The sequence below is a fragment of the Candidatus Electronema sp. PJ genome (assembly GCF_048287395.1).
Taxonomy (GTDB): domain Bacteria; phylum Desulfobacterota; class Desulfobulbia; order Desulfobulbales; family Desulfobulbaceae; genus Electronema.
Window position 1 is genome coordinate 14,049 of sequence record NZ_JBLWEO010000014.1, and the last position, 26,351, is coordinate 40,399.

The following is a 26,351-nucleotide window of genomic DNA, read 5'->3' on the forward strand; positions in this document are numbered from 1 at the left end:
CTCCTTCACAGTGGCTTGAAGACCGAGGTCTCGGCTTCGAGCTGGATGATACGGAACTCCACCCGCATGTTGTCACGCCACTCCTGCTCGGTCTTGGGTGGGCAGGGTTCGCCACCGCAGATGCCGCTCTTGGGCTTGGCGATACCGTGGCCAACCACGGCGAACTGGCTCTCATCAAGGACAACACCCTTGGCTGAGGCGAACTCGGTGATGCCATTACGCACCGCATTGGCCCGCGATAGGCTCAGATTCTTGGCTGACTGCTTGATCTGGCCCAGCACCATCTCTGTGGCGTTCTGCTTCTTCGCCTTGAGATAGCCCATTGGGTCAGAATGGCCCTCAATGGTGATCACTGCGCCGCCATAGGTGGTTGCCAACTCAATCACCTTGCTGAAGGCATCAGCGTACAGATCAGCAGAGAACTGGTTCTGGTTGGGCTGGAAAAAGACCTCAAAGGAGAACAACTCGCCTTGCCCCAAAGTGTCCTGCTGCTGCTTGCGCTGGATCACGCCTGCGACCTGGGCTGTGTCGAACTTGGGCACAGCCACGCCTGCCACGTTGGTCAGCCCTTCTTTGAGCGTGCCGTAGTCAAAGCCAGCCACAGTCAGGGGAGCCTTTTTCGCCAGTAGGCCGATCTTGACCAAGGCACTCTGAATCTGCTCCTTGAGGTTGGTGAAGTTACGCGGATAATTCGCATCCGTAAAGAACTTGACATTGCCAGCAAAGCCGACAAACTCGCAGTCAGCATAGAGTGATTCGGCATCAGCCACAGCAGCGGGACTGTCAAACAGTAGCTGGGCCGAAGCCTTGATCGTTTCGGTGTAGTCCTTCATCCGGGCTGCCTTGTCCTTGAATAGCGCAGCAAGCTGCTCCTCGCCCTGCATCAGGCCGTTGACAAACTTCTCCACCTCATTGCGATGAACCTTGAAGTAATCCGAGCGCACTGCATAAACATCGGCGATGACCCGGTTGGCGGTCTTGGTAGAGAGCATGATCTCCGCGCCTTTCACCGAACCTTCCGAGCCAGTGCCTACTTTGCCGCCGGAAGTCAGGGCCTGACCGTCTGGAATGATCATCAGAGCTGCGTCAACGTCGGCATCATGGAAGGCTTCTGCCGGAGTTTCCTGCGTGCCGGTCAGGTCTTTCACCCATTTGAGGTTGACATCGCTCATGGACAAGCCAGCATCGGCCAAGACCTTAGCCAGATAATCGACATGCGGGCCATACGCCTGAAGAGCCACGGTCTTGCCCTTGAGGTCTTTGGCGGTCTTGATGCCCTCTTTCACTACCAGGCAGTCGCCGCCGTTTGACCAGGTGAGTTGGTAGATGATAACCGGTGCGGTGCGCGGGTCACGGGCTAAAACCTCGGCAGCCATGTTCACCATGCCGAGTGTACCGCGTAAATAGGGAGTTTCACCGCTCAGATAGGCTTCGACTTGCTTCTTGAAGTCATCCTCACGCACTAAAGTCAGCTTGAGGCCCTTTTTGCCAAAGATGCTGTCCGGTACAGTCTTGGCTGCATTGCCGTTGGCCAGGATGGTGGCTTCGTCGCCACCCCAAGTAATCAGCGGCACGCGGATGGCATCTGCTGCCTTGACCTCCGCAACCGGCGCATTGATGGTCTTGGTCAGTGGTGGTGCGTCAAGATACTGCACTGCCTGGGCCGTAGCACAGCACAGCACGAGACAAATGCAAACGAACTGGCCAATTCTTTGTCGCATCATGAAATCCCCCTTTGGTTGTATGCAGGTATCGCCCCTGCTCCGGTGCAGATTGTCACGAACAGGGAAACATGTCAAGTTCTTTTGCGGAAAATGGAATGGATCGCACTATTTTTCCTGCTTGGTTCTGTATAACACGCAGGCTGGGTTGGAGTATTCAACCAGCTCTGCCACCAAGGAGCCGATCAGGAGCTTTGCTTGAATCTCCACCGGCACCCGACAGATATCATCTGTCAACCAGAACACGGTATCCCCGTTCTTGTCGTATAGACCCCGGAAGGCCATCTTCGGTTGCACCTTGACGGTGTTGAGTCTGCCGAAGAGGGTGTCTTTGGCTTCCTTGCGGAAAATTTTCACTGGCACGAGATGGCGTTTTTTATCGACAAAGACCGGTACAGCCTGCTGCTGTTCCTGGTTGAGTCGCAAGGCACGGGTGATAAAGAAGGCGGAGAATTCATTATAGGCCGGGCCGTCAAGTTGATAGCTTTCCGGCAGCTTGTTCTGCTTCTTGTAGATGATTTTAAACTGCTGCTGATCATACAGGGTGAGCCGCTGCACCGTCTTGCGCCGCTCAATCTGCTGCACTGCATAGCGCACTGGCAACTTGAGCGGCCCGCGCAGCTGCGTGACAAAGGTGTCATCAACTGGATAGACCGCCTTAAACAGACCATAATCCGTTACTCTGGCAATAAGTACCTGCCCGCCGTTGGCAGGTGCTTTGCTCAGGCTGAGATGCAGATCACCAATCTTTATTCCGCCTGACCAAGACACTGAAAAGTGCATTTTTTCCTGGCCTGAGTACACAACGGCAAGGGCTTGCGGGTCAAGGACAAGGGGAGATTCAGCAGCGCAGACAGGAAGCGGGCAGGCAAGGCAGCAAAGTAGGAAGGCAATGTGGCGGAGAGAATTCAATTGGTTAAAGAGCAGGTTGCGGTCTATTTTCCCCTGATTGGTCAGGGGTGCGGCTCGTTTCCAAAGGAGTTTGGCTCGGCCAGAAAGGAGTTGGAGTCGGCAACAAAGGAGTTTGGCTTGGCCAAACTCCTTTCCTGGTAAGCCGCAGAGGAGTCTTGCCGACTTGGAAAGGAGTTGGAGTCGGCAAAACTCCTTTCTGGCCAAGCCAGACTCCTTTCCTACTCGGCCAAACTCCTTTCTTGGTTAGCCGAAGAGAAGTTTTGCCGACTTGCAAAGGAGTTTTAGTCGGCCAAACTCCTCTTCTCCCGAGCCAGAAACCTTACCCAAGGAGCTGTCCAGCTTGAAAAATGGCTATCGCCAAAATAGAGGCAAGTGTGGTGTTAAACCCGATGGAAAAAAAAGCCCATTTCCACGAGCCGCTTTCCTTGGCAATCGCTACGGCGGTGACAAAACAGGGTGAGTAAAACATCACAAAGACCAGAAAGGCTAAGGCGGCGGCTGGACTCCAACGCGGATCAGCTGCCAGCCGCTCTTTCAGCGGGGCCGCATCTTCAGGATTGGTCTCGCCTAAAGAGTAGGCTGTGCCTAGCGTAGAAACAATGACCTCCTTGGCCGCAAAACCACCTACCAAGGCAATGTTGGTGCGCCAATCAAAACCAGCATATTGACTGATTGGTTCCAAAGCTAAACCAATACGACCTGCCAGAGAATGCCGTAGCCCGGCCTCAGCTTTCTGGCGTTCAAGCTGCGCAATTGCTTCAGGCGGAGCAGCAAGCTGCTGCTGGACAGCGAATTTTTCTGCTTCAGCTGCTGGTAGGCTAGGATACGTCATCATGGCCCAAAGTAAGATGGAGATCCCGAGAATGACTGTACCTGCTTTTTTTATGTACTGCCAGGTGCGTTCCCAAGTGTGAGTGAATAGGCCGCGTAACGTGGGAAAGCGGTAAGGAGGCAGCTCCATGACAAAAGGGGTGGACTCGCCTTTCAGCACAGTGAGGCGGAGAAATTTAGCAGCAAGCAGGGCTACTGTCCAAGTGAAGAGCGTGGCTAAGAACATATATGCGGGTTGATGATCGGCGAAAAAGGCCCCGATAATCAGTGTGAGTACCGGCAACTTGGCTCCGCAGTTCATGAACGGCACTGTAAGGAGCGTGGCCATCCGTTCTTTCGGCGAACGGAGGGTGCGAGCTGCCAAGACACCGGGTACAGCGCAGCCACCGGCAATCCCGCCAGAGACAATAAAGGGCATGACTGAGGAGCCGTGCAGACCAAAGAAGTGGAATATCCGATCCATCATGAAGGCAACCCGCGCCAAGTAGCCGGAGTCCTCTAGCACGGCAATGCCAAAGAACATGAACATGATGATGGGCACAAAACCGAATACCCCACCCACTCCGTCGATCAGGCCGGAAATGAGCATCGATTTCAGCGGCCCTTCGGGTAAGCTGATCTCAGCTATTGCACCGAGTAATTCAAACAGATAGCCCAGGGCATCGACCAGAAAGCCTGACCAGTTAAAGGTAAAGCTGTACAGACCAAAGAGAATGGCAGCCATGAGCAGTGGCCCGAGCACCTGGTGGGTGACAATCTTATCAATCTTGTCTGAGGCGTAGAGCCGGTCTTCGTCAAAGGCCCGTGTCACCACACCCTGGCGGAGGATGGCCTTGATAAAGCCGTAGCGGTGGTCAGCGATCACTGCCTCTGGGTAGGCATCGAGAGTATGGCGCAGATGCTGGGTCAAGGTCTCGCTCAGGCTCAGGAGCTGCCGCCCGGCTCGAGCATCTGCCCGCATGACTTGACTGATGATCTGCTCGTCATTTTCCAAGATCTTCAGGGCAGTCCAGCGAGCTGGATAACAATGCGTCAGGAGCTGCCCCTCTTCAATGAGGGTGATGCAGTCACGCAGGGCATAGTCAATGTCCGAGCCATAGCGGAGCAGGGTTGGCGGACGTTTTTTCTCTTGGCTGACTGCCAGCACCGCATCCAGCAGATCCGGTACTCCTCTGCCGCTGCGGGCAACAATGGGCAGCACGGGCACACCCAGCAGTCTGCTCAACTCAGTCGCATTGATGCTGATGCCCCGTTTCTCTGCGGCATCAACCATGTTCAGAGCGATCACCAGGGGCACGCCCAACTCCAGAAACTGGCAGGTCAGATAGAGGTTACGCTCCAGATTAACCGCATCAACGATGTTGACTACCACGTCAGGCTGCTCGTTCACCAAGTAGTCGCGGGCTACCAGCTCCTCAACCGAATAGGCAGTGAGCGAGTAGGTACCGGGCAGGTCAACCACCTGGATGGCAAAATCCTTGTGACTATGGAAGCCCTCTTTCTTCTCAACAGTTACGCCAGGGTAGTTGCCCACGTGCTGGTGCGAGCCAGTGAGATGGTTGAACAGGGTGGTTTTGCCAGCATTGGGATTGCCAGCCAAGGCGAGATGAATGGAGTCGTTCACAAAAATGCTCTGCGGCAGAGGGTACAGGGAGGGGACTCAGTCTCAGCGTTGTTTGTCCGCTTCTTCCTCAGGCGGCGGGCAGTTGGTTTTGCCGCAGGATGAACAGCCGCCTCTGCACTGCGAGGAGAAACCAGAACGGAAGGCGCGAAAGAGTCTGAAGGCGAGCCAGACGAGAATACCCAGGACAATGAGACCGACAAGCAGATCCTGCATATATCAAGCCGGTTCAACAAAGATGTTGGAGGCAATTGGCTCGTCCAGACTGAGAGTGCTGCCGTTGAGTCTCACCATACAGTGCTGCCTCCTGCGGCTTTCTCGAGAGCAGAGTGGTTCCAGCACGGTGCCAGGCAGGACACCAAGAGTGGCCATTCTGCCGCAGATCCCCCGGTCGCCGCTGATCCGGCAGACTCTGACCCGGCGGCTGCACCCGCAGCACTCAGAGAGCGGTCGTGCCCCGCCCTGCTCGCAGTCTTTGCTTCTGCCCAACAGATAATGAAAGAACATGCCGCTCTGCTCGTTAATGATGAAGAACCTGGGTCAATTCAGACCCAGTAATAATAAGTATTGTCAACAGGCTTGACAAGGGTTTTCTTGCAAGCAGGGGCGCGGAACAAGATGAGGCTTAAGGCGTGGTTATTAAGCTATTGCCGATAGGGAACATTTGAGCGCAATGTGGTTATTCCTCTCTCATATTGAGCATAAATCCTGCCTCTCTTATCCGTAATAGCCCCGGTACCACTCGACAAACTTGCTGATACCCTCCTCAATGCTGGTCTGCGGCTTAAAGCCGATCTCCCGCACCAAGTCGTCCACGTTAGCGTAGGTGGCCCGCACGTCGCCCGCCTGCATGGGCATATAGTTGCGGATTGCCTTCTTGCCGAGACAGTCCTCCAGCACATCTATATAGTGCAGCAGCTTCTGCTTGTCGTTGTTGCCGATATTATACAGCCGACACGGGCAGTAGCTGGTCGCCGGATCAGGCTGGTCGCCGCTCCAAGCTGGGTTCGGCACAGGCAGATGATCAATCAGGCGGAAGACTCCCTCGACAATGTCGTCGATGTAGGTAAAGTCCCGCTCCATGTCCCCGTTGTTGAAGATATTGACTGGTTTGTCTTCCAGAATCGCCTTGGTGAAGAGGAACAGAGCCATATCTGGTCTGCCCCACGGCCCATAGACGGTGAAGAAACGCAGGCCAGTGCAAGCCATCCCGTAGAGATGGCTGTAACTGTGTGCCATCAACTCGTTGGCCTTCTTCGAGGCCGCGTACAGAGAAACCGGGTGGTCAACGTTGTCATGCACCGAGAACGGCATGGCAGTATTGGCCCCATAAACCGAACTGGACGAAGCGTAGAGCAGGTGCTTGACCTTGTTGTGGCGGCAGCCTTCCAGCACGTTGAGAAAGCCGACGATGTTGGTGTCCACATAGGAATGCGGGTTGATCAGCGAGTAGCGCACGCCCGCCTGCGCTGCCAGGTTGACCACTGCGTCGAACTGCTCCACGGCAAAGAGCTGCTCCATCAATCCTCGGTCGGCCATGTCGAAGTAAGCGTGGCTGAAGCCGGGGAAGGCCAGCAGCTGTGCCAGCCTGGCCTTTTTCAGATTGGGATCGTAGTAGTCGTTGAGGTTGTCCAGTCCCACGACTGTGCGGCCTGCCTCAAGCAGGCGTTTAGACAGAGTATAGCCAATAAATCCGGCTGCGCCGGTAACGAGTATCTTTTGCATGATGGTTCCTTGCTTTGTAAAAAGGCGGCTGCGATGCTCCGCCCTCTGGAATGTCGTTCGCGGAGATACCATAGTGACTCCAACCGAGTCACTATGCTGACTCCAACCGAGTCACTATGCTGACACCAACCGAATCACCATGCTGACTCCAACCGAGTCACCATGCTGACTCTTTGCCTCAGACCCTAGTGTGAGAGCCTTAGTCCGAGAAGTCACCCTCCGGCCCTTTGTCCGTGCAGAGCGTGGCGGCGCGGGCGCGGATTTTCTCCTCTGTCCACTCGTCCGGTGACTCGATGCGCCCAGCTTTCGGGCCAAGGTCATAGGAGCCTGCCTCCAGAATGGCATCCACGGCGTGGCGGGCCGTGCCCTGGGCGTTGAAGACCTCGGTCAGCATGGTGAAGACGAAATCGCTGACCCGGCGGGCCATGCGTTCCCGAATCTCTCGCGGCTGGCCCATGATGCGGTTCTCAAAAGGCGCGTTGAGGCTCTTGTAATTGCCTTTCGACCAGCCTTTGTCCTTGGCGTAGGCCTTCATCTGCGCCCACAGCTCCTCAGTCACACCTTGGGCTGGCACCTTGATGAATTCACCGTTCGCATCCAGGATGGCATTGCCGTAGTCGTTCACTTCCACGCCCCAGGAGATCATCTGGAGAGCGGTGGCGACATTGGCCTTGGTGGTGCGGGTCTGGCAGGCAATCTCACGCAGCCGCTCTGAGCTGTTGCCGGACGTGCCGTGCTGCGCCCCGGACACGCCGTATTTGGCCAAGGCAGCGTGAATCTCTGCGGTCAAGCCGACCTGAATGCCTTGGGCAGAAGCCTCCAGACCGTGCGTGGTGCCGTTGTTGAGGTCTATCCAGTCCGGGAAGATGTCATGCGCGTTCAGGCCCTGCACCAGGAACAGTGCCTCTGGCGCGGACGACAGGCCAGCCGTGCCTTTGATCTCGCCCACTTCGGTCTCATAACCAGCCCATGCGGGGATAACACTGCTCAGGGCGAGACTGGCGAGCAGATTGTCGTCGTCCTGCATGTGCGAGGCATCAACGGCGATGGACGTGATGCCCGCGTCAAACATGCTGGGAATCTCAGTGCGGGCAAAGGGCAAGTCTGCTGCGGACTTGATGCCGTAGTGGTCAGCATGAATCGCCACAGGCACGGTGATCGCCAGCTCGTTGCAGAGCGCATCGACCTGCCGGGCCATGTTCCAATAGTTGGTGGCGCAGTAGAAGGAAGCACCGCCTTCCGAGCGGGCAATCTCAATGATCAGGGCGGCCTGCGCGCGCTGGGCAGCCAGCAGCGCACCCCGGATCACTAAGTTGCTGCGGCCATTGGCAGCCATGGTCATGGCCTTGCCCTTGCGCAGCATGGCCCGGTCTATCACCTTGCCGCTGACGATCAGGGCGCGGGAGTTGGGAAACAGGGCCTTGATGTTGGGTGGCCGACCTACTTCTAAGGCTTTCTCAAAGTCTGCTATGTAGGACATGGGTTCCTCCTTGTCTTCAGGTTGATCCGTAGCGCAGGGGCGAACGGTTTTTCGCCCTTACTGCTTATGAACAAAGAAACGCACCGCGATGATGCTGATCTCATACAGCACGACTAACGGCCCGGCCATAAGGAATTGGTTGACCGGATCAGGGGTTGGCGTGACGACTGCCGCGACAATGAAGGCAATCAGCACAGCGTATTTGCGGTTCTTCGCCAGAAAGGGCGCATCGACCTTGCCCAGCTTGGCGAGAAAGACCATGAACACCGGCAGCTCGAAGATCATGCCAAAGGCAATGAGCAGGAACAGGGCCAAGGAGAAATACTCGCTCACCGCAGGCATCGGCTCCAGAAAGCTGCTGGAATAGCCGAGGAGAAAGCGGAAGGTCGGCGGGAAGATGACTAAGTAGCCGAAGGCCGCGCCACCAAGGAAACAGAAGGACGACACCACCGTGAAGGGCAGCAGAGTCTGCTTCTCGTGCTGATACAGCCCAGGGGCGACAAATCGCCAAACTTGGTAGAAGATCACCGGGCTGGCCAGCAGCAGGCCTGCCACCAAGGCCAGCTTGAGATAGAAGAAGAAGCCCTCTTGGTAGGAGATGAAGATCAGGCTTTTCTGCTCCGGCATGACCTGCACCAACGGGGCAAAGAACCAGTCCGAAATCTGCTCAATTACCGCATAGGCGATGGTGAAACCAATGGCAGATGCCACCAAGGAAATGATCAGGCAGGAGCGCAGCTCGGCGAGATGCTCGGTCAGCGGCTGCTGGTTCAGTGCTTCCTGATCGTTCATAGCTGATTCTCCTTGATGGTTAACTGCCACAGCATACCCGGTTCAGGCAAAGCTGTCAAACCTCCAGCCAGAAGGCAGGCATTGACTTATCTACCACTTCATTGCTAAACTGGCAGCAGGCACTCTTTTAACCAAACAGCACCATCGTCTTCCCGCATGACTATGCCCCACCTTCTTATTGTCGATGACGAGCAGAGTATGCGGGATTTTCTCAGCATCCTCTTCTATCGGGAAGGCTGTGCAGTCACTGCCGCGCCCAGTGCCGAGGCTGCGTTAGCCGCTGTCGGACAGAAGAAATTCGATGCGGTCATCTCTGATGTGCGGATGCCGGGCATGAGTGGCCTTGAGCTGCTGGCAGAACTGAAAAGCGGCCAACCTGACCTGCCAGTCATCATGGTCACAGCCTTTGCCTCGCCTGACGACGCAGTACAGGCGATGAAGAGCGGGGCCTTTGATTATCTGGCCAAGCCCTTCAACGTGGAGGAACTGCGCAAAGTCGTGCGGTCTGCTTTAGCCAAGCGCAAGACGGACGCAGCGGCAGGAGATACAGCAGGTGGACTACCAGGCATTATCGGGTCCAGCCCAGAAATGCTGAAGATCTTTGATCTGATCCGGCGGGTTGCGCCCACGCCAGCCAGTGTTCTCATCACTGGCGAATCAGGTACTGGCAAAGAGCTGATCGCCAAGGCTATCCATGATCTGTCCAAGGTCGGGCAGAATCCCTTTGTCGCCATCAATTGCAGTGCCATCCCGGAAAGCCTACTGGAAAGCGAGCTGTTCGGCCATACCAAAGGCGCATTCACTGGCGCAGTGGCAGACAAGGCTGGGCTATTCGAGCAGGCCCACACTGGCACGGTCTTTCTCGACGAAATCGGCGAACTCACCCTGCCCATCCAGACCAAGCTGCTGCGAGTGCTCCAGGAGCGGCAGATCATGCCAGTTGGTTCAGCCCGAACCAAGCAGGTGGATGTCCGCATCGTCGCCGCCACCAACCGCAATCTGGAGGAAGAGGTCATGGAAAAACGTTTCCGCGAAGATCTCTTCTACCGCCTCGCCGTGGTGCCCGTGCGCTTGCCGCCGCTGCGGGAGCGGAAGGGTGATGTCCCTCTCTTGGTCGAGCATTTCTTGAAGAAATATGCCAAATTGATGGGCAGAGAGGTGCAGAGTATCTCCTCCTACGGCATGGAAGTGTTGATGAACTACAATTTCCCTGGTAATGTGCGGGAATTGGAGAACATCATCGAGCGGGGCGTGGCCTTGGAGTCGTCCAGCATCATCCTGCCGGAAAGCCTGATTCTCTCTGCCCGTAAGGAGCAGAAAAACACCGCCCCAGCACCGGTCAGAGAACCGCTCTTTGTCGGGGCGTGGGATGAGGATGAGCTGTTTGACCGGGGTCTGGAGGAGAGTGTGGCGAGAATGGAGCGAAAAATGATCCTCCACGCCATTGAGGCAGCAGAAGGCTCCAAGATACGCGCTGCCGAGCTGCTTAAGGTCAGCTTCCGCTCCCTGCGCTACAAAGCCAAGAAATATGGCATGGAATAGAGATCCTGCATACATCAACCAGAAGAAGAGTTGCCTTTTAGAGTCCAGCAATCAGGTTGATGTCAGGTGCTTTTGGGCCTAGTGCGCAGTGTGTGGAACTCCTTTAGGGAAGAGTGCTATTCGTTGACCAAGGAGTTTGGCTCGGCCAGAAAGGAGTTCTACTCGGTAGGAAAGGAGTTCGGCTTGGCCAAACTGCTTTCCTGTTGAGCCACCAAGGAGTTTGGCCAAGTCGCAAAGGAATCTTGCCGACTTGGAAAGGAGTTGAAGTCGGCCAAACTCCTTTGCAGGTAAGTACAACTTCTTTGCAAGTCGGCAGAACTCCTCTGTTGCCCAGCCAAACTCCTTTGCCAGCGAGCAAGAAAGGAATGTTTTCTCAGAGTTATCTTGAAAATATCGCAACTGGAGAAAAAGGCTTGCTCTCCGCTGCCATCAGGGAACCCAACTCTTCTTATTGACTTCTGCAAGAGGTCTCATGAACCAAGGCATAGTCAGATAATGGACAGAAGCAAATTCATCAAAGAGCTGACACCAAGGCAGAACACGGGTGAGCAGTTGCGCTTGCACATTCTCTGGTTGCTGATGATCCGGGTGATGCTCTTTACCCTGCTGATTGCCGTTACCGTCGTCCTTCAGACCAAGGGCCGCGACATTATCCTGCCGCCACCGGCAGTGACCATGGCTTTTCTTTCTGTGGTCTTCATCTACTCCATCGGCTCGGCAGGTTTACTCCAGAACCGTATTAAGCATCTGCCCCGCTTCGGTCTGCTCCAGCTCCTCTCAGACACAGTCTTTGCGGCTTTGCTGGTGGCAGGCACCGGTTGCAGCCAGTCGATCTTCACCCCTGTGTTCATTTTTCCGGTGATCGCGGGTGGCTTGACCCTCAGCCGCACTGGCGGCCTGATCGCGGCAGCGGCAGCCTCCATTCTTTACGGAGCCATCCTGGCCTGCGAATATCTGGGGCATATCCCCCAGTTTTACGCGCACACCAGATACGTACCGCCGACAGACTATCTTAATCTGACCAATGTCTATTCGGTCTATGGCATCACTTTTTTTACCATTGCCTTACTCAGCAATCTGCTTGCCGGACGGCTGCGCAGCACCGAGGAGGCCCTCTCCCGCACCTTTGTCCAGTTCGACCGGCTGAATCAGCTCTATAAGCAGGTCTTTGACGATATCGGCACAGGCATTATCACCGTTGATGGCCGCAATCGGATTACCTCCTGCAACCCAGCCTTTGCCCAGCTTTCTGGTTTTGCCGCTGCTGATCTTGTCGGCCTACCCTTTGCCTCCTTCTTCCCAGCGGCCATGCTCACTGAAACCGACCAAAGTAGGCAGGTCGCTGACATGCAACGGAAAGACGGCAGGATGATGCGGATCAGGCACACCTTTGCCCATCTCAACCTGCCTTCTGATCCAGTCTTGGACGATCCAGATCCAGGCAATGCTCAGTGCAAGGTGATCACGGTGCAAGATGTCAGCCTGCTGGAGCAGATGGAGCAGCAAATGCGGGCCGCAGAGAAGATGGCAGCGATTGGCGAGTTGAGTGCGGCTATTGCCCATGACTTTCGCAACCCGATAGCCGCTATCTCCGGCTCGGCCCAGCTTCTCAAGAGCGTCCATGCAGCGGACAGCAGCCCTGATCCCATCAGCCGGACTAACCGCCATCTCACCGAGATCATCCTCCGAGAATCAGCGCGGATGGAGAAGACTATCACCGACTTCCTCCAGTTTGCCCGGCCCTCTGCCCTCACGCCAGAATGGTTTGATCTCCGGCGGCTCACCGAGGAGACTATCCGCCAGGTCAAGGGCCGAGAGTCCTGCCCGCTAGCCGCTGCAATGGAGCTGGATATCCCAGATCACTTAGACTGCTGGGCTGATCGCCAGCTTGTGCAAATTCTGCTGACCCATCTGCTGGAAAATAGCTGTGCAGCCGCAGCGCAGACAAACTCCTGGCCGGTACTGATTAAGGCGCGCGAGAAACAGGAAGATGGGCGGAACTGCATCTGTATAGCCGTGATTGACCGTGGCCCTAGCATTGCTGAAAACATCCGCGAGGTAATCTTCACGCCGTTCTTCTCCACTAAAGCCAACTGTGCCGGACTGGGTTTACCCATCGTCAAGCAAATAGCCGAGCAGCACGGTGGCAGAGTCCGCCTGCAAGACCCAGAAGGCGACCAAGGCTGCGTGATGGAAGTCTGCTTACCTCTCCCCAGCCTACCAGACGAGTATTAGTCCGGCACCTGCTCAATCGCTGCGCCGACATGGCGCAGCTTCTCTGCCATGTTCTCATAACCCCGCTCAAGATGATAGATGCGGGAGATCTCCGTGGTTCCAGAAGCAGCCAGTCCTGCTATCACTAAAGAAGCTGAAGCCCGCAAATCCGTAGCCATCACCGGCGCACCAATTAACCGTTCGCGCGAGATACCTGTAACCACCGCGCTCCCGCCATCAATTGCGATCTCCGCGCCTAATCGTCGCAGCTCGGCGACATGCATAAAGCGGTTCTCAAAGATAGTCTCGTGAATGATTGACACTCCACTGCTTCGGGTCATCAGGGCCATGAACTGAGCCTGTAGATCAGTAGGAAAGCCAGGATAAGGCATGGTTGTGATATTCACGGCCCGCAAAGGACAGGGTATACCTTGGCTATCAACTGGGCAGAAGGCTGTGCAGCGATTCCCTTGCACAGTCATCTCCATACCCGCAGCCCGTAGCTTCTCAATTAGGGCAGCCAGATGCGCTGGTTCACAGTTTGTCACCTCTAAGCTCCCGCCTGCTGCTCCGGCAGCAATGAGGTAGGAGCCTGCCTCGATTCGATCAGGGATAATGCTGATCTCCGCTGGATGTAACTCCTGCACCCCATGCACAGTCAGGCAGTCACTGTCCTTGCCCTCAATCCGCGCGCCCATCGCTTCCAGCATATCAATGAGGTTGCCGACCTCTGGCTCCTTGGCCGCATTCTGAATCACCGTTGTCCCTTTAGCCTTGACCGCCGCCATCAACACATTCTCAGTTGCGGTAACAGAAGGGATGTCAAAGCAGATCATGCCTCCAGTCAGCTCGCTTTGCACGCGCGCCTCGACATAACCACCAGTCATTGCAGAAACCACGCCTAAGGCTTGAAAGCCCAGCAGGTGATAGTCAATAGGCCGGGCACCAATAGCGCAACCACCAGGCAAAGACACTCGCGCCGTACCAGTGCGGCCAAGCAATGGCCCAAGCACCAGAACCGAAGCCCGCATAGTCTTGACTAAGTCATAAGGAGCCTCAGCACCAGTCAGGGTCGTGGTATTCACTTTGACGGTACTGCCATCCCGTTCCCAGACTGCCCCCATGATCTGGAGGAGTTTGAGCATGGTGCGTGTATCACGCAAGTTAGGCACATTGTGCAAAATATAGGTGCCAGGGGCTAATAGCGTAGCCGCCAGCAGGGGCAAAGCGGCATTCTTTGCCCCGCTAACAGGTATGCTTCCGTACAGAGGGCGGCCTCCGTTGATGCGCAGTTTATCCATTGAGGTTATTGAGAGTTAAAAAAAGGAAAATACTCCATTATAAATGCAAGAGCGCACCCGACATCTGCACCTACTTCTCGCAGAAAAGAATTACTTAGACCTGGAGTACCAGTACATCAACTAGCCGGCCAGTGTAGAATCGCTTCACCAGATCCAGCAAATCAGGATAGTTGTTTACCGTCACTTTCAGGCTGGTTAACTTTGACTCTGGAAAGCCGGTTAAGGTAAGCGGGCCATTCGCCAGCACTTGCATGGGACTCCCTGCCCTGCCGTTTTCGCTCATGTCTAATAACTTTAGGTAGAGCTGGCCATCGTGTGAATTAATTGCCGCCTGAATCCGTACTGTTTCATTCGTAGTTAAAGTACCGCCCGTAACAGTGACATACGGAGCCGTCGCGCTCCCTGTAAGGATACCGAAATCCAATATCGCGCCTCCACCTAATCCGGTAAGAGTCAAAGGCGAGCGGAGCCTGCGCTGATAGATGCCTGTACGGAGCGTACCATTTTCGGTATAGCGGGTCGAAATAGACAGGATATACTCATTATTCCACGGATCTTCCTGAATAGGAAGATTAGGTGCAAGCAAAATAGCTGTATTCGAGAGCAGGCCAAAGCGCGTCTGGGTAATCTTACCACTGCGTGTCCCCTCAAGCACGCATTCGCCATTCTGCTGCACCTGATCAAACAAGAGGTTCGTCCCTGTAATCTTGAGCAAACCATTCGTGGAAACCACATCATTGAGCCTGAGACAGGTATCCTCAGCAATGGCAATCACTGGCAGTTTTTTTGCCAGTGGGAGCTTTTCTATTTGTATCCTTTGCCGCACCGAATTAACCAAGGTTTGGGAAGCAGAAATACGTACTTGCAGTATTTCGTCGATTGGCGGTAAGGGATCATCAGGGCTATTTAATCGTGCAGTAAAGGAGAGGCTTACCGAAAAATAGTTTTCTAGGTTAACACGACAGCCGTTTACGAGGCGATCTTCAATCTTCTTCATCAATGAACTTACAATCGACTGCACTGTTGCTTCATTATAATTTGGATTATCCTTACAAATATCAGCTATCAATTCGGTATAACCAACTGTTTCGTTAGGAACAAAGCGGGGGCGGTAGGACAGAGGATTGGTCAATGCGTTAACTTCTGGTCGCCACTGTACAGTTGCCATTTTTGCTCTCCTAGTGCATGTTGCTGCGCGATACGGGCGCAAGATGGATTAGTTTACCCATCGTATGCCTATACGTTGCCCTTGTCAAGAACAATATGCAGCATCGCGTGCGAGCTTGCTCGTGAGGCGCATAAGGCTTATGCGAGCATCGAATAAGTACTTAGGCGGGAGACGGGTAACTACTTAGGCTGGAGAGTTACATGAGCTTTTAAGTTTTAGTTTCAACGTGCAGCTAATTGTATTTATTTAGATTGAGTCGTTTTTTCTCTTTGGTGAGTTTATAGATTCGCTATAATTTATGCTGCATTTGCGTGTTTATTTTTTAGAGTAAGTAAAATTAATTCTTATTAATGATAAAAATTAGATGCCGCTATAAAAATGTCCTTTACAAGAACAAGAAACTGAACTAAGCTAATAACAGCTCGGTAGGTTGAATGCTTTTCGTCCTGCTGAAGAGCATTAACTGATAACACAAGGTGAAACGATCATGGAAACTGCAAAGAATGTAGTAAGGTTGTCAATGGTTGCTGCTGCTGTCTTGGCTTCAGGAACGGTGCTGTTTTCTGCGCCAGCAAGTGCTGAAAACAATAAATATACCTATACTTCATCTGGGAAAGGTATCTCTGCTTCTGAGGCTAACTATTCAAGTTGCGGATATAGTGATAGTTATTTTGATGCTCTTGAAAATGTGTCTAGAGATAGCTCTGGCAAAAATACCGGCAGTTTAGGTTATTTTGGTTCGTATTCATATGACTATTGTAATGGTAACTACAAGTCTTGTTGGGGATGGATTGATCTCAACAGCATAAAAGTATCTGGCAATAAAGGAACGGCTCAAGGCACAGGAGCTATAAGCTGCTATAGTGGTTCTTGGTGGGGCGGATATTCTTCATATACAGAGAATATTACTGCTGATGTAGCCGTGACCTGTTCAGGAGAATATAGTTATAACGATAAGTATAGCCAACGTACAACATATGCTGGGCCTTGGGGTGTAGATATCTACAGCTATAGTGGAAAAGGCAGCTATTGTTCGGCACAGGCTACAGGCTCAATTACTGGTGATATAGACACAAATATCACTCTTGGGCAAGCAGAGTATAATAGTGCCAGCATCAGCGATTGGAAGAGCAAAACCACTACTGTAAGCAAATACAAACCATAATCTATTCCACAACTGCCCTGTGTTCTTTTAGGCAGGGTAGCTCTTCTTTTTGAGCCTGCACGAAACGAGTGTAGGCTCAATCCATACTTGCCCGCAAAAGTAAGTCGCGGACAGCTTTATATTCTTCAAGACGCGCCATATCCTTTGCTGTTGGCTGTGCAATGCGGCTCATGTCCATATTATCACTATTATCAGCGAGCTTGACGGCTAAAGCAATTGGATTTCTTGCTGCACGAGTGGCCGCTGCCAGTCGTGATTCCCATGGCAGCTTTGTCAATGCGCGCACTGCGTCGATCACCATAGGTGAAAAACCTTCAGCGGCTAACTGGGCTAGCGTCACCGAAGTATCCTCAATTACATCATGCAGCACAGCAACTATCCACTCCTGCTCACTTTTCATGTGCAGCATTACCCGTAAAGGGTGCAGAATATAGGGCTGTCCAGCTTTATCCAGTTGCCCTGCATGGGCTTCAGCGGCAATCTGTATCGCACGTTCAAGTGTTGCCATCTATCGTTTCCCCTACAATTTGTATTCATACACACAGCTTGGCTTTGTAATTCACAGGTCAAGCCAAGCTAAACCTACACGATATTTTTGTCAAGAAAATGTGCGTTACTGCGGATGCAGCTTATGCGAGCAACGCCTTAGTGCTTAGGCGACACCAAGGTAAGCACTTAGGAGGAAGACGCATAAGCCTTACCTGGCAGATTAGCAACCTTTTACCCTACCCTGAGCAACGCGCGGTCGGCCTGCCCAGTCATTAATAATTCGCACTTGCTCGTACAATCCATCACGCAGCAGGGTTTGCTCTGTCTCTGTACTAATATCTGCACCAATCTCCAGAAATAGCCAAGATCCAGGTCGGAGATGCTGGGCGGCTTGTGTGCAAATCAAGTTAATTACATCCATACCAGAAGTACCACCCGAAAGGGCTAGGTTTGGTTCCCAGTCACGCACTTCTGGTTGCAAGGTTGGGATATCGCCTGCTTTGATATAGGGCGGATTGCTGATTATCAGGTCAAACTGTGTCGTCTTAGAGAAAGCAGTGAGGAGATCCGCGCAGAGGAGATGAACACGCCCAGCAAGCTGGTGCTGCTGGACATTGCTTCGTGCAACCCTCAGCGCAGAGAGAGAGCAGTCAACTGCCGTCACTGTTGCCTGCGGTAATTCCTTGGCTAAAACCGTCGCGATCACACCACTGCCTGTGCAGAGATCCAATACGTGCTGAGGGCGACAGTCATCTTCTGCTAGCACAGAGAGCGCATATTCCAAAAGAAACTCGGTCTCAGGCCGAGGGATGAGTACCGCCTGGTTGACTAAGAAGTCCAGACCCCAGAAGGCAGTCGTGCCCGTGATATGCTGGAGAGGTTCGCGCGCACAACGGCGCAGGAGGAGAGCGCGAAAGTCCTGTTCCTGCACTGGAGTAAGATCCTTAGTGTGTAGAAGGAACAGGCCACTGCGGGACACGCCCAAGTAGTGCCGCAGGAGTAGCTCGGCCTCAAGGCGGCTGTCCTCCACCTGGGCATGAGCAAGGGCGGCAGCTGCGCTAGCCAGAAGTTGATGCACCTGCATGGTGTTACGATGAAAAGAAGGGAGGAAGCAAAAGAAAAGGCGGACACGCAGGTCCGCCCTTACCGTAGTGTACTGCTGAAGAGCTACTCTAAGGCTTTGATGGCCTCAGTCTGGTAGTGGGTGAGGAGAGGGAGTATGATTTCATCCAAGGCACCAGCCATGATTTGCTCTATCTTATAGACAGTAAGGCCAATGCGATGGTCAGTGACTCTACCTTGCGGATAGTTATAGGTGCGGATGCGCTCACTGCGGTCGCCAGTGCCGATCTGTCCCTTACGTTCTGCTGAGATCTTATCGCTGCGCTCTTGCTCCATAAGGTCAAGAAGTCGGGCGCGCATTACTTGGATAGCTTTAGCCTTGTTCTTATGCTGCGACTTCTCATCCTGGCAAGTAACGACCAAGCCTGTAGGTAGATGCGTAACGCGCACAGCAGAGTCGGTGGTGTTGACTGACTGGCCACCAGGGCCAGAGGAACGGTACACGTCGAACTTCAACTCATTGGGTGCAATGTTCAGCTCTACCTCCTCAGCTTCAGGGAGGATAGCGACGGTGACAGCTGAGGTATGAATACGTCCTTGGGTCTCGGTCTCAGGTACCCGCTGTACTCGATGTGCTCCTGACTCGTACTTGAGACGGGAGTACACTTGATGACCAGATATCAGGGCGATCAACTCCTTGAAGCCGCCTATGCCAATGGGATTAGAACTCATCACTTCGGTCTTCCAGCCCTTGGTTTCAGCATAGCGGGAGTACATGCGGAAGAGATCAGCAACGAAGAGTGCTGCCTCATCCCCACCCGTACCAGCTCGGATCTCCAAAAAGATATTCTTCTTATCATTGGGGTCAGGAGGGAGCAGCATTAAGCGGATTTCCCGCTCCAGCTCCTCTTGCCGTTGGGTCAGCTCATCAATCTCGGCACGCGCCAGCTCGGCAAGCTCTGGGTCTTGGTCAGAGTTACGGAGGAGTTCGCGGCTTTCTGCCAAGTCCCGCCCCGCCTTATCATAGTCCTCGTGCAGAGCGCAGAGTCGCGCCACCCGCGCATGGTCGCGGACTATCTCCTGGTATTTCTTCTGATCATGCACAAGATCAGGTTCGGAGAGTTGTCGCTCCAAGGCGGAGAGCTTTTCCTGGATGTCAGACAGGCGGTCAAACATTGAGTTTACAGGGCAAAGGGAAGAGACGGAGAAACATGGAAGGCAAAAACTGCATGACCGATCCTGGATCAGTCATGCAGGATTGCAAGATCAGGCTTTTTTCTGCTCGAGGTGCTTGGCATACTTCTTTTTGAATTTCTCAATCCGGCCTGCGGTATCGATCAGCTTCTGCTTACCAGTAAAGAAAGGATGACAGGCCGCGCAGATCTCGACATTGAGGGCTTCGTTGACCGAGCCAAGCGCAACTTCGTTACCACAGGCGCATTTGGCAGTGATTTTGTGATAGGCAGGATGAATATCCGGTTTCATAGTGTTCTGAGCCTCCCAGAAGCAGAAGTGCCGCACAGGGCGGCGGGCAAAAGTATCAGTTGACAGATGGGGCATTATACCCGCTCCGCCCTGTTTGAAAAGCAAAAACTGGCACACACTGCCGTCTCAGCTATTCATTGAGCCGAAAAATTCGGCATTGGTCTTCGTGTGCTTGATCTTTTCCAAGAGGAATTCCATTGCGTCCGCCGGGTTCATCGAGGAAAGGAGCTTGCGCAGGATCCACATCCGGTTCAGGTCGCTTTCAGACAGGAGCAGGTCTTCCTTGCGGGTGCCGGACTTCTGGATGTTGATCGAGGGATAGATGCGGCGGTCGGAGAGCTTGCGGTCCAGCACAATCTCCATGTTACCCGTGCCTTTGAACTCCTCGAAAATCACGTCATCCATCTTGCTGCCGGTCTCGATCAAAGCGGTGGCGAGGATGGTCAAGCTGCCGCCTTCCTCGATGTTCCGCGCCGAGCCGAAGAAACGCTTGGGCCGGTGCAGGGCGTTGGCCTCCACGCCGCCGGAGAGGATCTTGCCTGAAGCCGGGGTGACGGTGTTGTAGGCGCGGGCCAGACGGGTGATGGAGTCCAAAAGAATGACCACATCCTTGCGGTGCTCAACCAGGCGGCGGGCCTTTTCAATCACCATCTCCGCCACTTGGATATGACGCTGCGGCGGCTCGTCAAAAGTGGAGCTGACCACTTCGGCATCCACGCCCCGCTGCATGTCCGTGACCTCCTCAGGCCGCTCGTCGATCAGGAGGACGATGAGGATGATCTCCGGGTGATTCTTGACAATCGAGCGGGCGATCTGCTGCATGAGCACGGTCTTGCCGGTGCGCGGCGGGGCGACGATCAGGCCGCGCTGGCCCTTGCCCAGCGGCGAGACAATGTTCATGATCCGGGTCGAGTAGTTGTCCGGCTCAGACTCAAGGTTGATCGGCTGGTTAGGATGCAGCGGAGTCAGGTTGACGAACAAGGTCTTGTCGTTCGCTTTCTCCGGCGGATCGTAGTTAACGCTATCAACCTTGAGTAGGGCAAAATAGCGCTCGTTTTCCTTGGGTGCCCTGACCTCGCCCTCAATGGTGTCGCCGGTGTTCAGGCTCAACCGCCGAATCTGCGAAGGGGAAACGTAGATGTCATCAGGACCAGGCAGATAATTGTAATCCGGTGCTCTGAGAAAGCCAAAGCCATCCTGTAACACCTCGAGCACCCCGCTGCCCCGTAGCTTGCCGTCTTCATCGGACTGTGACTTGAGGATGGCGAAAATCAGATCCTGCTTACGCATAGAGCTGTAGCCCTCAATCTTCAAATCGGCAGCTAAAGCGACCAGCTCTTTGATTTTTTTGTGTTTCAAATCATTGGGATTGATCATCAGGGGTTCCTTCCTCCTCAGGGGGACAGGTGGCGGTGGAAAAAATTTCCGAATTAAAATATCCCGGCATCATGGCCGGGGCGGACAGTCAAGGCTGATTACAGAACGGCAAGGAATAAACAAAAAATCGTCAGGAAGACGGGTTAGGGATGCGACAACTGCGTTTAGGTCGCTGGGTAGCGAATTTGGGAGCCAGATAAGACCTCTTGCCTACGTCAACAAATCAAGAAGAAAAGTGAGTTCCAGGTTGCAGCAATGCGATTGAAATGGAGAACAAACCTGTTTCTCCTGTTGCGGTATTTTGCACGTAACTCTTAAAAAATATTCCTTTCAAACTCGTTTGTAAAGGAGTTTGGCTTGGCAACAGAGGAGTTCTGCCGACTTGGAAAGGAATCTTGCTCGGCAGAAAAGGAGTCTGGCCGAGTAGGAAAGGAGGTTTTAGTCGGCCGCACTCCTTTGTGGCTGAACAGGAAAGCAGTGCGGCCAAGCCGAACTCCTCTGCTGCCAACTCCAACTCCTTTCTGGCCAAGCCAAACTCCTTGGCCAACGAGCGATACTCTTCCCTGGCGTACTTGCACCTGTCTTCTGCCAACTGCGAAAGATGCCAAATCTTACATGACAAATACCGCAAGAGGAGAAAAAGTTCCGCTCTCCGCTTCAATCTGCATGCCGCTTGCTGTACTATAGAACGCAACCCTTTGTGTTGACTTATACAGGAGATCTATAGTTAATAATTTTAGGCAGAAATAAAAAAGACAACAACAATTACCGCGACAAACTGGCAGGACACTTTCTTATTTTAGGTACAGAAATAATACTAGAAGAATAAAATAATAGTTTATTGTTTTGCCAGGATTCTGTCAAGATTTTTTCTCCCAACAGCAAAAAAACTACGGTTATCCGTGCATTTTTTTTGCTAGCTGCTGAAGCTGGCCGCAGGTTCTTGACCAATCACCTGAATTGTCAATGAGATAATCAGCCAGCCGGGCCTTTTCCTCAAGGCTCATCTGCGCGGCAATGGCTTGATGAGCCTGTTTCTCAGTGACTTGATCGCGCATAATAATCCGCCGGAGCCTCACCGACTCCTTCGCATAGATCACCACGGTCAAGAAAAGGCTGTCCTGCCAGCCAGCCTCATAGAGCAGAGGGATTTCCGCCAGCACGAGTGGTGCTGTCAGGCCTGCTACCTGCGTCGCCATTTCCTGTCGAGCCAATGGATGCAACAGGCTGTCAAGCTGATGACGCAAACCAACATTGGCAAAAATGGCCTGGCGCAGCTTAGGGCGATTCAGTTCATCGTTATCGGCGAAAAAGTCTTCAGGGAGCAGCTTTTGCAGAGCCAACCAGCCAGGTGCCTGCGGCAGGAGAAGCTGGCGACATATCTGATCCAAATCAAGCAGCGGCCAACCTCCCAACGCTGCCAGATAGCGGCTGGCCAAGCTCTTGCCGGAACCGATGCCACCGGTGATCCCGACGATCTTAGGCAAGGCCGGATCCCTCGCGCAGTTGGGTCAGCACCTCCACCATGTCTGGCCAAAGCGGGGCGAGGAAACGACAGGATTGACCAGTAGCTGGGTGGGTAAAAATAAGCTCCGAGGCATGGAGAAGCTGACGATCTGCCCGCACAATCTGGCTTTTACCGCCGTAGAGGGCATCGCCTAGTACCGGTACGCCCAAGGAGGACATGTGCACCCGGATTTGATGGGTGCGCCCGGTCTCAATACCGATTTCGGCAAAGCAGCAACCATTGCGGAACTGCTCCAATATCCGCCAGTTCGTCACTGCCGGACGGCCATCCCGTTGCCGTACTGCCATTTTTTGGCGGTTGACCGGATGTCTACCAATGGGCAGGTCAATCCGGCCCGCTACAGCCGCCGGACTGCGCAGAAGCAGGGCGTGATAGGTCTTACGAATTTGCCGTTCTTTGAAAGCAGCAGAGAGCAGGCGGTGCATGGCCTCGGTACGGGCGATCAGCATGATCCCGGAGGTGTCTCTATCCAAACGGTGCACAAGACCAGGTCGGTCGCCTTCTCCAGAACTCAGCTCTTTATAGCGATAAAGCAGGCCATTGACCAAGGTGCCGTCAGCATGACCGACAGCTGGATGGACAACCAGGCCAGGTGGCTTGCTAATCACCGCCAGATGTTCGTCCTCAAAGAGGATATGAAAATCAACTGGCTGTGGCTGCGGCTTCTCTTCTTTGCTAGGCTCGACAGACAGCTCTATGGATATCGTGTCACCAAGCCGCAGCTTATAACCTGGCTTGACCAGCCTGTCATTGATCAGCAATAAACTGGAGCGGATCAGTCGGTCAAGACTAGAACGACTTTGCTCAGGGAGCAATCGTACCAAATAATGATCTAACCGCAACCCTGCATCCTGGGCTTCTATCTGTAAGCAGCGAACCGCCATGCTGTCCTACGCGCTCAGGCGAACAGCTCCTCAATCTGTTGCTCCACCTTCTCCTCATCCATCTTGCGGGCCACAGACAGCTCGCGGATCAGGAGATTCTTGGCCGTGTCCATCATTTTGCGCTCACCGTAGGACAGCTCCTTGTCGCCCCGGAGCAGAAGGAGGTCGCGCAGCACCACTGCTACCTCAAACGCTGAACCGGTCTTGATCTTGTCCATATAGTCCCGGTAACGGCGGTTCCACGTTTGAGTGCTAATCTTGTTTTCCCGATTCTTGAGAATGTCCTCAACTTTCTTCACTTCGTTTCTGGAGATCACCGGCCTGAGGCCAACATTCTCGCTGTTGGCTGTCGGGATCATGATAGTCATACCGCTTTCAAGAAGCTTAAGGACATAAAAAGCCTGGTCAACACCGCCGACCTTTTGCACTTTAATGGTTTCGATCTGGCCTACTCCGTGCGAAGGATAAACGGCCATGTCACCTGTTGCGAATCTGATTTTTTCCTTGACTTCGCTCATAATACTCCCGGCTGACCGTAATATGCAGACAAAAGTAGAAAACAGCTATAGCCAAGTAAAATACCATATTTTTGCAAATCTGCCAAACAAAGGAAAATGAAGATTTGAATCAATACGATTAATACGAATACTCTGCTGCTGTTAGGGGGTGCGACCATTGATCTGGTTCATACACCACTCCGCGCCCTGACTAATAAAAAGCTGCACTGCCTCGCTCATCAGCGGCTGTCGGTCGTTGAACATTGCCAGCTCCGCCTCACTAAAGGCGGAGAGAACATAGCAATCAACCGGCATCCCCTGCCCTTCTTCGTTGCGCGGTGGACGACCTATGCCTATTTTCAAGCGGACGAAATCGGTAGTACCGAGATGCTGAACCAGAGAGCGGATACCGTTGTGCCCACCAGCCCCGCCTTTGGCAACTATCTTGATTTTGCCGAACGGCAGGTCTAGGTCATCGTGCAGAACGAGAATATGTTCCGGTTGGATCCGATGATACTCAGTAAAGCGAGCTACGCACTCGCCGGAGCGGTTCATGAAGGTTTGTGGCTTGACTAAAAGTATTTGCTTCTCACCCAGCCAGCCGCTACCGCAGATACCCTGCCACTTTTCGGCATTCAGCAACCAACCACACTGGTCAGCCACATAATCCAGAGCCAGAAAGCCTGCGTTATGCCGAGTCAGCTTATACTGTGCTCCAGGATTACCCAAGCCGACGATTAAATATCTACGCATCGTGCTTCGTAAACAAAAAACCGGAAGAAAGCAACCCCTTCTTCCGGTTCAAACATGAAACAAGCTCCGCGCCCTGCGGAGCTACCTGATGCCTTGTTCAGATAACCAGCTTAGATGACCATCGCGCAAACCTGCGCCGGATCATCGAGGAGTTGGACTTGCGCAGGAACAGTAAGATCAGCACAGAGGAGTCCCTTACCACCCTTATCGAGATCAGTCACATCCGCAACAATCTCATCGGGAATATCCAGCGGGCAGCCACGCAACGTGACCACTTCCTTGGCTACTGTTAACTCGCCGCCAAACTCTACGCCCTTGGCTACTCCGGTTAAGCGCAGCGGTACTTGCAGGCTCACTGGTTTGTCCAGCTCAATCTCTAGGAAATCGACATGCAAGACCTGCTCAACAGCAGGATCCTTCTGGATTTCTTGCACCACCACATGCCGTTCAGCTTTGTCATCGCCTTCAATCTTCAGGGTGACTACAGCGTTGCGGCGATGAATGAAAAGCAAATCTTTGTGCAGTACAGCAGCCTCAAACTGAAGAGGTAATGCCGTATCACCCTTACTATAAACCACTGCCGGAGTCTTTTTGGCTTTGCGCAATCGCCGACACTCGCCCTTGCCAAAAACCGTCCGCTTGGCAGCCGGCATATTCACCTGAATCATAGTCTTATTCTTCTCCCTTTCATCGAGAAATATCAAAAAGAGCACGCCAGAGTAACCACTCCCTGCCGGACGCTTCTCAGCAAATATCACACAAAGAGGTAGCTAACCGAGTCTTCCGAATGAATGCGACTAATCGCCTCGCCCAACAGCTCCCCTACGGACAGCACCTTAATTCTGCTACAACGTTCGCCTTTGTCACCAAGGGGAATAGAATTGGTCACGACCAGCGACTGAATTTCCGAATTGTTGATCCGCTCAATCGCAGGCCCAGAGAGCACGGCATGAGCACAACAGGCATGAACTTCTTTGGCTCCCTTTTCCTTGAGTTTGGCCGCTGCTCCGCACAGGGTACCAGCAGTGTCCACCATGTCATCAAGGAGTATGGCCGTCTTGCCGCTGACGTTGCCAATGACATTCATGGCCTCGCATTCATTGGCCCGTTCCCGGCGTTTGTCAATGATGGCCAAGTCTGCATTCAGCCGTTTGGCAAAGGCACGAGTGCGCTCTACCCCCCCAGCATCTGGCGAAACCATAACCACGTCTTCAAAATTCTTCCTGATATGTTCCAGCATGATCGGAGAGGAATACAGATGATCAACTGGAATATTAAAGAAACCTTGAATCTGACCAGCATGAAGGTCCATGCACAATGCTCGTCGGGTACCAACCGCCATCAGCATCTCAGCTACGGCCTTAGCCGTGATCGGCACCCTGGGCCGAATCTTACGATCCTGCCGTGCATAACCATAATAGGGTAAGACAGCCGTGATCCTTCGCGCTGAGGCCCGACGCAGGGCATCAATCATGATCACCAGTTCCATGAGATGATCGTTGACCGGGGTACAGGTCGGCTGGATAACAAAGACATCTGTACCACGCACGTTCTCGCCGATCTCAACGGAAATCTCACCATCGCTGAACTTCTTTACTTCTGCACTGGACAGAGGCATATCCAGATAATTGCAGATCTCGCGGGCAAGATCAGGGTTGGCGTTACCGGTGAACACCTTCATTATATTTGGCATGTCAACATCTCATCTCTTTCCGAACAGAAATGGCTGGGGCGGGAGGATTCGAACCCCCGAATGCAAGGATCAAAACCTTGTGTCTTACCGCTTGACGACACCCCATCCTTG

At 53.5% G+C, this 26,351-nt stretch carries 26 protein-coding genes and 1 tRNA gene; 3 read left to right on the forward strand and 24 right to left on the reverse strand.

The genetic code is table 11. The features are described from left to right. Positions 1-5: 5 nt before the first annotated feature. From ACNKIB_RS01620 to tatC, 8 genes are all read right to left on the reverse strand, one after another. A complete protein-coding gene (locus ACNKIB_RS01620) occupies positions 6-1,724 on the reverse strand; it encodes an ABC transporter substrate-binding protein (RefSeq protein WP_417908795.1) in 1,719 nt (572 codons plus the stop codon). A 105-nt stretch (positions 1,725-1,829) separates the two neighbouring features. Further along, entirely contained in the window at positions 1,830-2,837 is a 1,008-nt protein-coding gene (locus ACNKIB_RS01625) for a DUF3108 domain-containing protein (RefSeq protein ID WP_417908796.1), read from the reverse strand. A gap of 115 nt (positions 2,838-2,952) precedes the next feature. Then, positions 2,953-5,088: a ferrous iron transport protein B gene (feoB, locus tag ACNKIB_RS01630; RefSeq protein WP_417908797.1), complete on the reverse strand. Its 2,136-nt coding sequence runs from the start codon at positions 5,086-5,088 to the stop codon at positions 2,953-2,955. 42 nt (positions 5,089-5,130) lie between these two features. Beyond that, the gene (locus ACNKIB_RS01635) at positions 5,131-5,301 is read right to left on the reverse strand and encodes a FeoB-associated Cys-rich membrane protein (protein ID WP_417908798.1); all 171 of its coding nucleotides are present in this window, start codon (positions 5,299-5,301) and stop codon (positions 5,131-5,133) included. Positions 5,302-5,304: 3 nt separating this feature from the next. Beyond that, positions 5,305-5,592, reverse strand: coding sequence for a FeoA family protein (locus tag ACNKIB_RS01640; RefSeq protein WP_417908799.1), 288 nt, complete (start codon positions 5,590-5,592; stop codon positions 5,305-5,307). Positions 5,593-5,802: 210 nt separating this feature from the next. Beyond that, positions 5,803-6,810, reverse strand: coding sequence for an NAD-dependent epimerase (locus tag ACNKIB_RS01645; RefSeq protein ID WP_417908800.1), 1,008 nt, complete (start codon positions 6,808-6,810; stop codon positions 5,803-5,805). A gap of 199 nt (positions 6,811-7,009) precedes the next feature. After that, positions 7,010-8,290: a class II fructose-bisphosphate aldolase gene (locus tag ACNKIB_RS01650; RefSeq protein ID WP_417908801.1), complete on the reverse strand. Its 1,281-nt coding sequence runs from the start codon at positions 8,288-8,290 to the stop codon at positions 7,010-7,012. Positions 8,291-8,347: 57 nt separating this feature from the next. Further along, the gene (gene tatC / locus ACNKIB_RS01655) at positions 8,348-9,082 is read right to left on the reverse strand and encodes a twin-arginine translocase subunit TatC (RefSeq protein WP_417908802.1); all 735 of its coding nucleotides are present in this window, start codon (positions 9,080-9,082) and stop codon (positions 8,348-8,350) included. 162 nt (positions 9,083-9,244) lie between these two features. Here tatC and ACNKIB_RS01660 point away from each other — a divergent pair, with 162 nt between their 5' ends. After that, positions 9,245-10,624 carry a sigma-54-dependent transcriptional regulator gene (locus tag ACNKIB_RS01660; protein ID WP_417908803.1) on the forward strand — a complete coding sequence of 460 codons (1,380 nt, stop codon included), beginning with the start codon at positions 9,245-9,247 and terminating at the stop codon, positions 10,622-10,624. Between the two features lie 78 nt (positions 10,625-10,702). On the opposite strand, the gene ACNKIB_RS01665 is transcribed toward ACNKIB_RS01660, so the two are convergent. Further along, complete coding sequence (locus ACNKIB_RS01665; protein ID WP_417908804.1) at positions 10,703-11,023, reverse strand: hypothetical protein; 321 nt, start codon at positions 11,021-11,023, stop codon at positions 10,703-10,705. Positions 11,024-11,119: 96 nt separating this feature from the next. On the opposite strand from ACNKIB_RS01665, the gene ACNKIB_RS01670 reads away from it, so the two are divergent. After that, positions 11,120-12,859: a two-component system sensor histidine kinase NtrB gene (locus ACNKIB_RS01670; RefSeq protein ID WP_417908805.1), complete on the forward strand. Its 1,740-nt coding sequence runs from the start codon at positions 11,120-11,122 to the stop codon at positions 12,857-12,859. Here ACNKIB_RS01670 and murA read toward each other — a convergent pair. After that, positions 12,856-14,139: a UDP-N-acetylglucosamine 1-carboxyvinyltransferase gene (murA, locus tag ACNKIB_RS01675; protein WP_417908806.1), complete on the reverse strand. Its 1,284-nt coding sequence runs from the start codon at positions 14,137-14,139 to the stop codon at positions 12,856-12,858. The genes ACNKIB_RS01670 and murA overlap by 4 nt on opposite strands. A 94-nt stretch (positions 14,140-14,233) precedes the next feature. Further along, a complete protein-coding gene (locus ACNKIB_RS01680; RefSeq protein ID WP_417908807.1) occupies positions 14,234-15,307 on the reverse strand; it encodes a hypothetical protein in 1,074 nt (357 codons plus the stop codon). A gap of 487 nt (positions 15,308-15,794) precedes the next feature. Here ACNKIB_RS01680 and ACNKIB_RS01685 point away from each other — a divergent pair, with 487 nt between their 5' ends. After that, on the forward strand, positions 15,795-16,472 hold the full coding sequence (locus tag ACNKIB_RS01685) for a hypothetical protein (RefSeq protein WP_417908808.1): 678 nt from the start codon (positions 15,795-15,797) through the stop codon (positions 16,470-16,472). A 76-nt stretch (positions 16,473-16,548) separates the two neighbouring features. Here the strand turns inward: ACNKIB_RS01685 and ACNKIB_RS01690 are convergent, their stop codons facing one another. The 13 genes from ACNKIB_RS01690 to ACNKIB_RS01750 form a co-directional block, all read right to left on the reverse strand. Further along, entirely contained in the window at positions 16,549-16,980 is a 432-nt protein-coding gene (locus ACNKIB_RS01690; RefSeq protein ID WP_417908809.1) for an HD domain-containing protein, read from the reverse strand. A gap of 201 nt (positions 16,981-17,181) precedes the next feature. Beyond that, complete coding sequence (prmC, locus tag ACNKIB_RS01695; RefSeq protein WP_417908810.1) at positions 17,182-18,045, reverse strand: peptide chain release factor N(5)-glutamine methyltransferase; 864 nt, start codon at positions 18,043-18,045, stop codon at positions 17,182-17,184. 83 nt (positions 18,046-18,128) lie between these two features. Further along, complete coding sequence (prfA, locus tag ACNKIB_RS01700) at positions 18,129-19,199, reverse strand: peptide chain release factor 1 (protein ID WP_417908811.1); 1,071 nt, start codon at positions 19,197-19,199, stop codon at positions 18,129-18,131. A 90-nt stretch (positions 19,200-19,289) separates the two neighbouring features. Continuing rightward, on the reverse strand, positions 19,290-19,508 hold the full coding sequence (gene rpmE / locus ACNKIB_RS01705; RefSeq protein WP_417908812.1) for a 50S ribosomal protein L31: 219 nt from the start codon (positions 19,506-19,508) through the stop codon (positions 19,290-19,292). A 126-nt stretch (positions 19,509-19,634) separates the two neighbouring features. After that, positions 19,635-20,882, reverse strand: a complete 1,248-nt coding sequence (rho, locus tag ACNKIB_RS01710) for a transcription termination factor Rho (protein ID WP_417908835.1) — start codon at positions 20,880-20,882, stop codon at positions 19,635-19,637. A 226-nt stretch (positions 20,883-21,108) separates the two neighbouring features. After that, positions 21,109-21,393: a hypothetical protein gene (locus ACNKIB_RS01715; RefSeq protein ID WP_417908813.1), complete on the reverse strand. Its 285-nt coding sequence runs from the start codon at positions 21,391-21,393 to the stop codon at positions 21,109-21,111. A 388-nt stretch (positions 21,394-21,781) separates the two neighbouring features. Beyond that, complete coding sequence (gene coaE, locus ACNKIB_RS01720; RefSeq protein WP_417908814.1) at positions 21,782-22,372, reverse strand: dephospho-CoA kinase; 591 nt, start codon at positions 22,370-22,372, stop codon at positions 21,782-21,784. Further along, positions 22,365-23,297 carry an RluA family pseudouridine synthase gene (locus ACNKIB_RS01725; protein ID WP_417908815.1) on the reverse strand — a complete coding sequence of 311 codons (933 nt, stop codon included), beginning with the start codon at positions 23,295-23,297 and terminating at the stop codon, positions 22,365-22,367. Before ACNKIB_RS01725 ends, coaE begins: the two co-directional genes overlap by 8 nt. A gap of 14 nt (positions 23,298-23,311) precedes the next feature. Continuing rightward, positions 23,312-23,815, reverse strand: a complete 504-nt coding sequence (locus ACNKIB_RS01730; protein ID WP_417908816.1) for a CarD family transcriptional regulator — start codon at positions 23,813-23,815, stop codon at positions 23,312-23,314. A gap of 141 nt (positions 23,816-23,956) precedes the next feature. Beyond that, positions 23,957-24,547 (reverse strand): aminoacyl-tRNA hydrolase, encoded by a 591-nt coding sequence (gene pth / locus ACNKIB_RS01735; RefSeq protein WP_417908817.1) that lies wholly within the window; start codon positions 24,545-24,547, stop codon positions 23,957-23,959. Positions 24,548-24,657: 110 nt separating this feature from the next. Further along, positions 24,658-25,215 carry a 50S ribosomal protein L25 gene (locus ACNKIB_RS01740; protein ID WP_417908818.1) on the reverse strand — a complete coding sequence of 186 codons (558 nt, stop codon included), beginning with the start codon at positions 25,213-25,215 and terminating at the stop codon, positions 24,658-24,660. Positions 25,216-25,301: 86 nt separating this feature from the next. Continuing rightward, positions 25,302-26,240, reverse strand: a complete 939-nt coding sequence (locus tag ACNKIB_RS01745) for a ribose-phosphate pyrophosphokinase (RefSeq protein ID WP_417908819.1) — start codon at positions 26,238-26,240, stop codon at positions 25,302-25,304. A 30-nt stretch (positions 26,241-26,270) separates the two neighbouring features. Beyond that, positions 26,271-26,345 (reverse strand) — tRNA-Gln (locus ACNKIB_RS01750). Between the last annotated feature and the right edge of the window lie 6 nt (positions 26,346-26,351).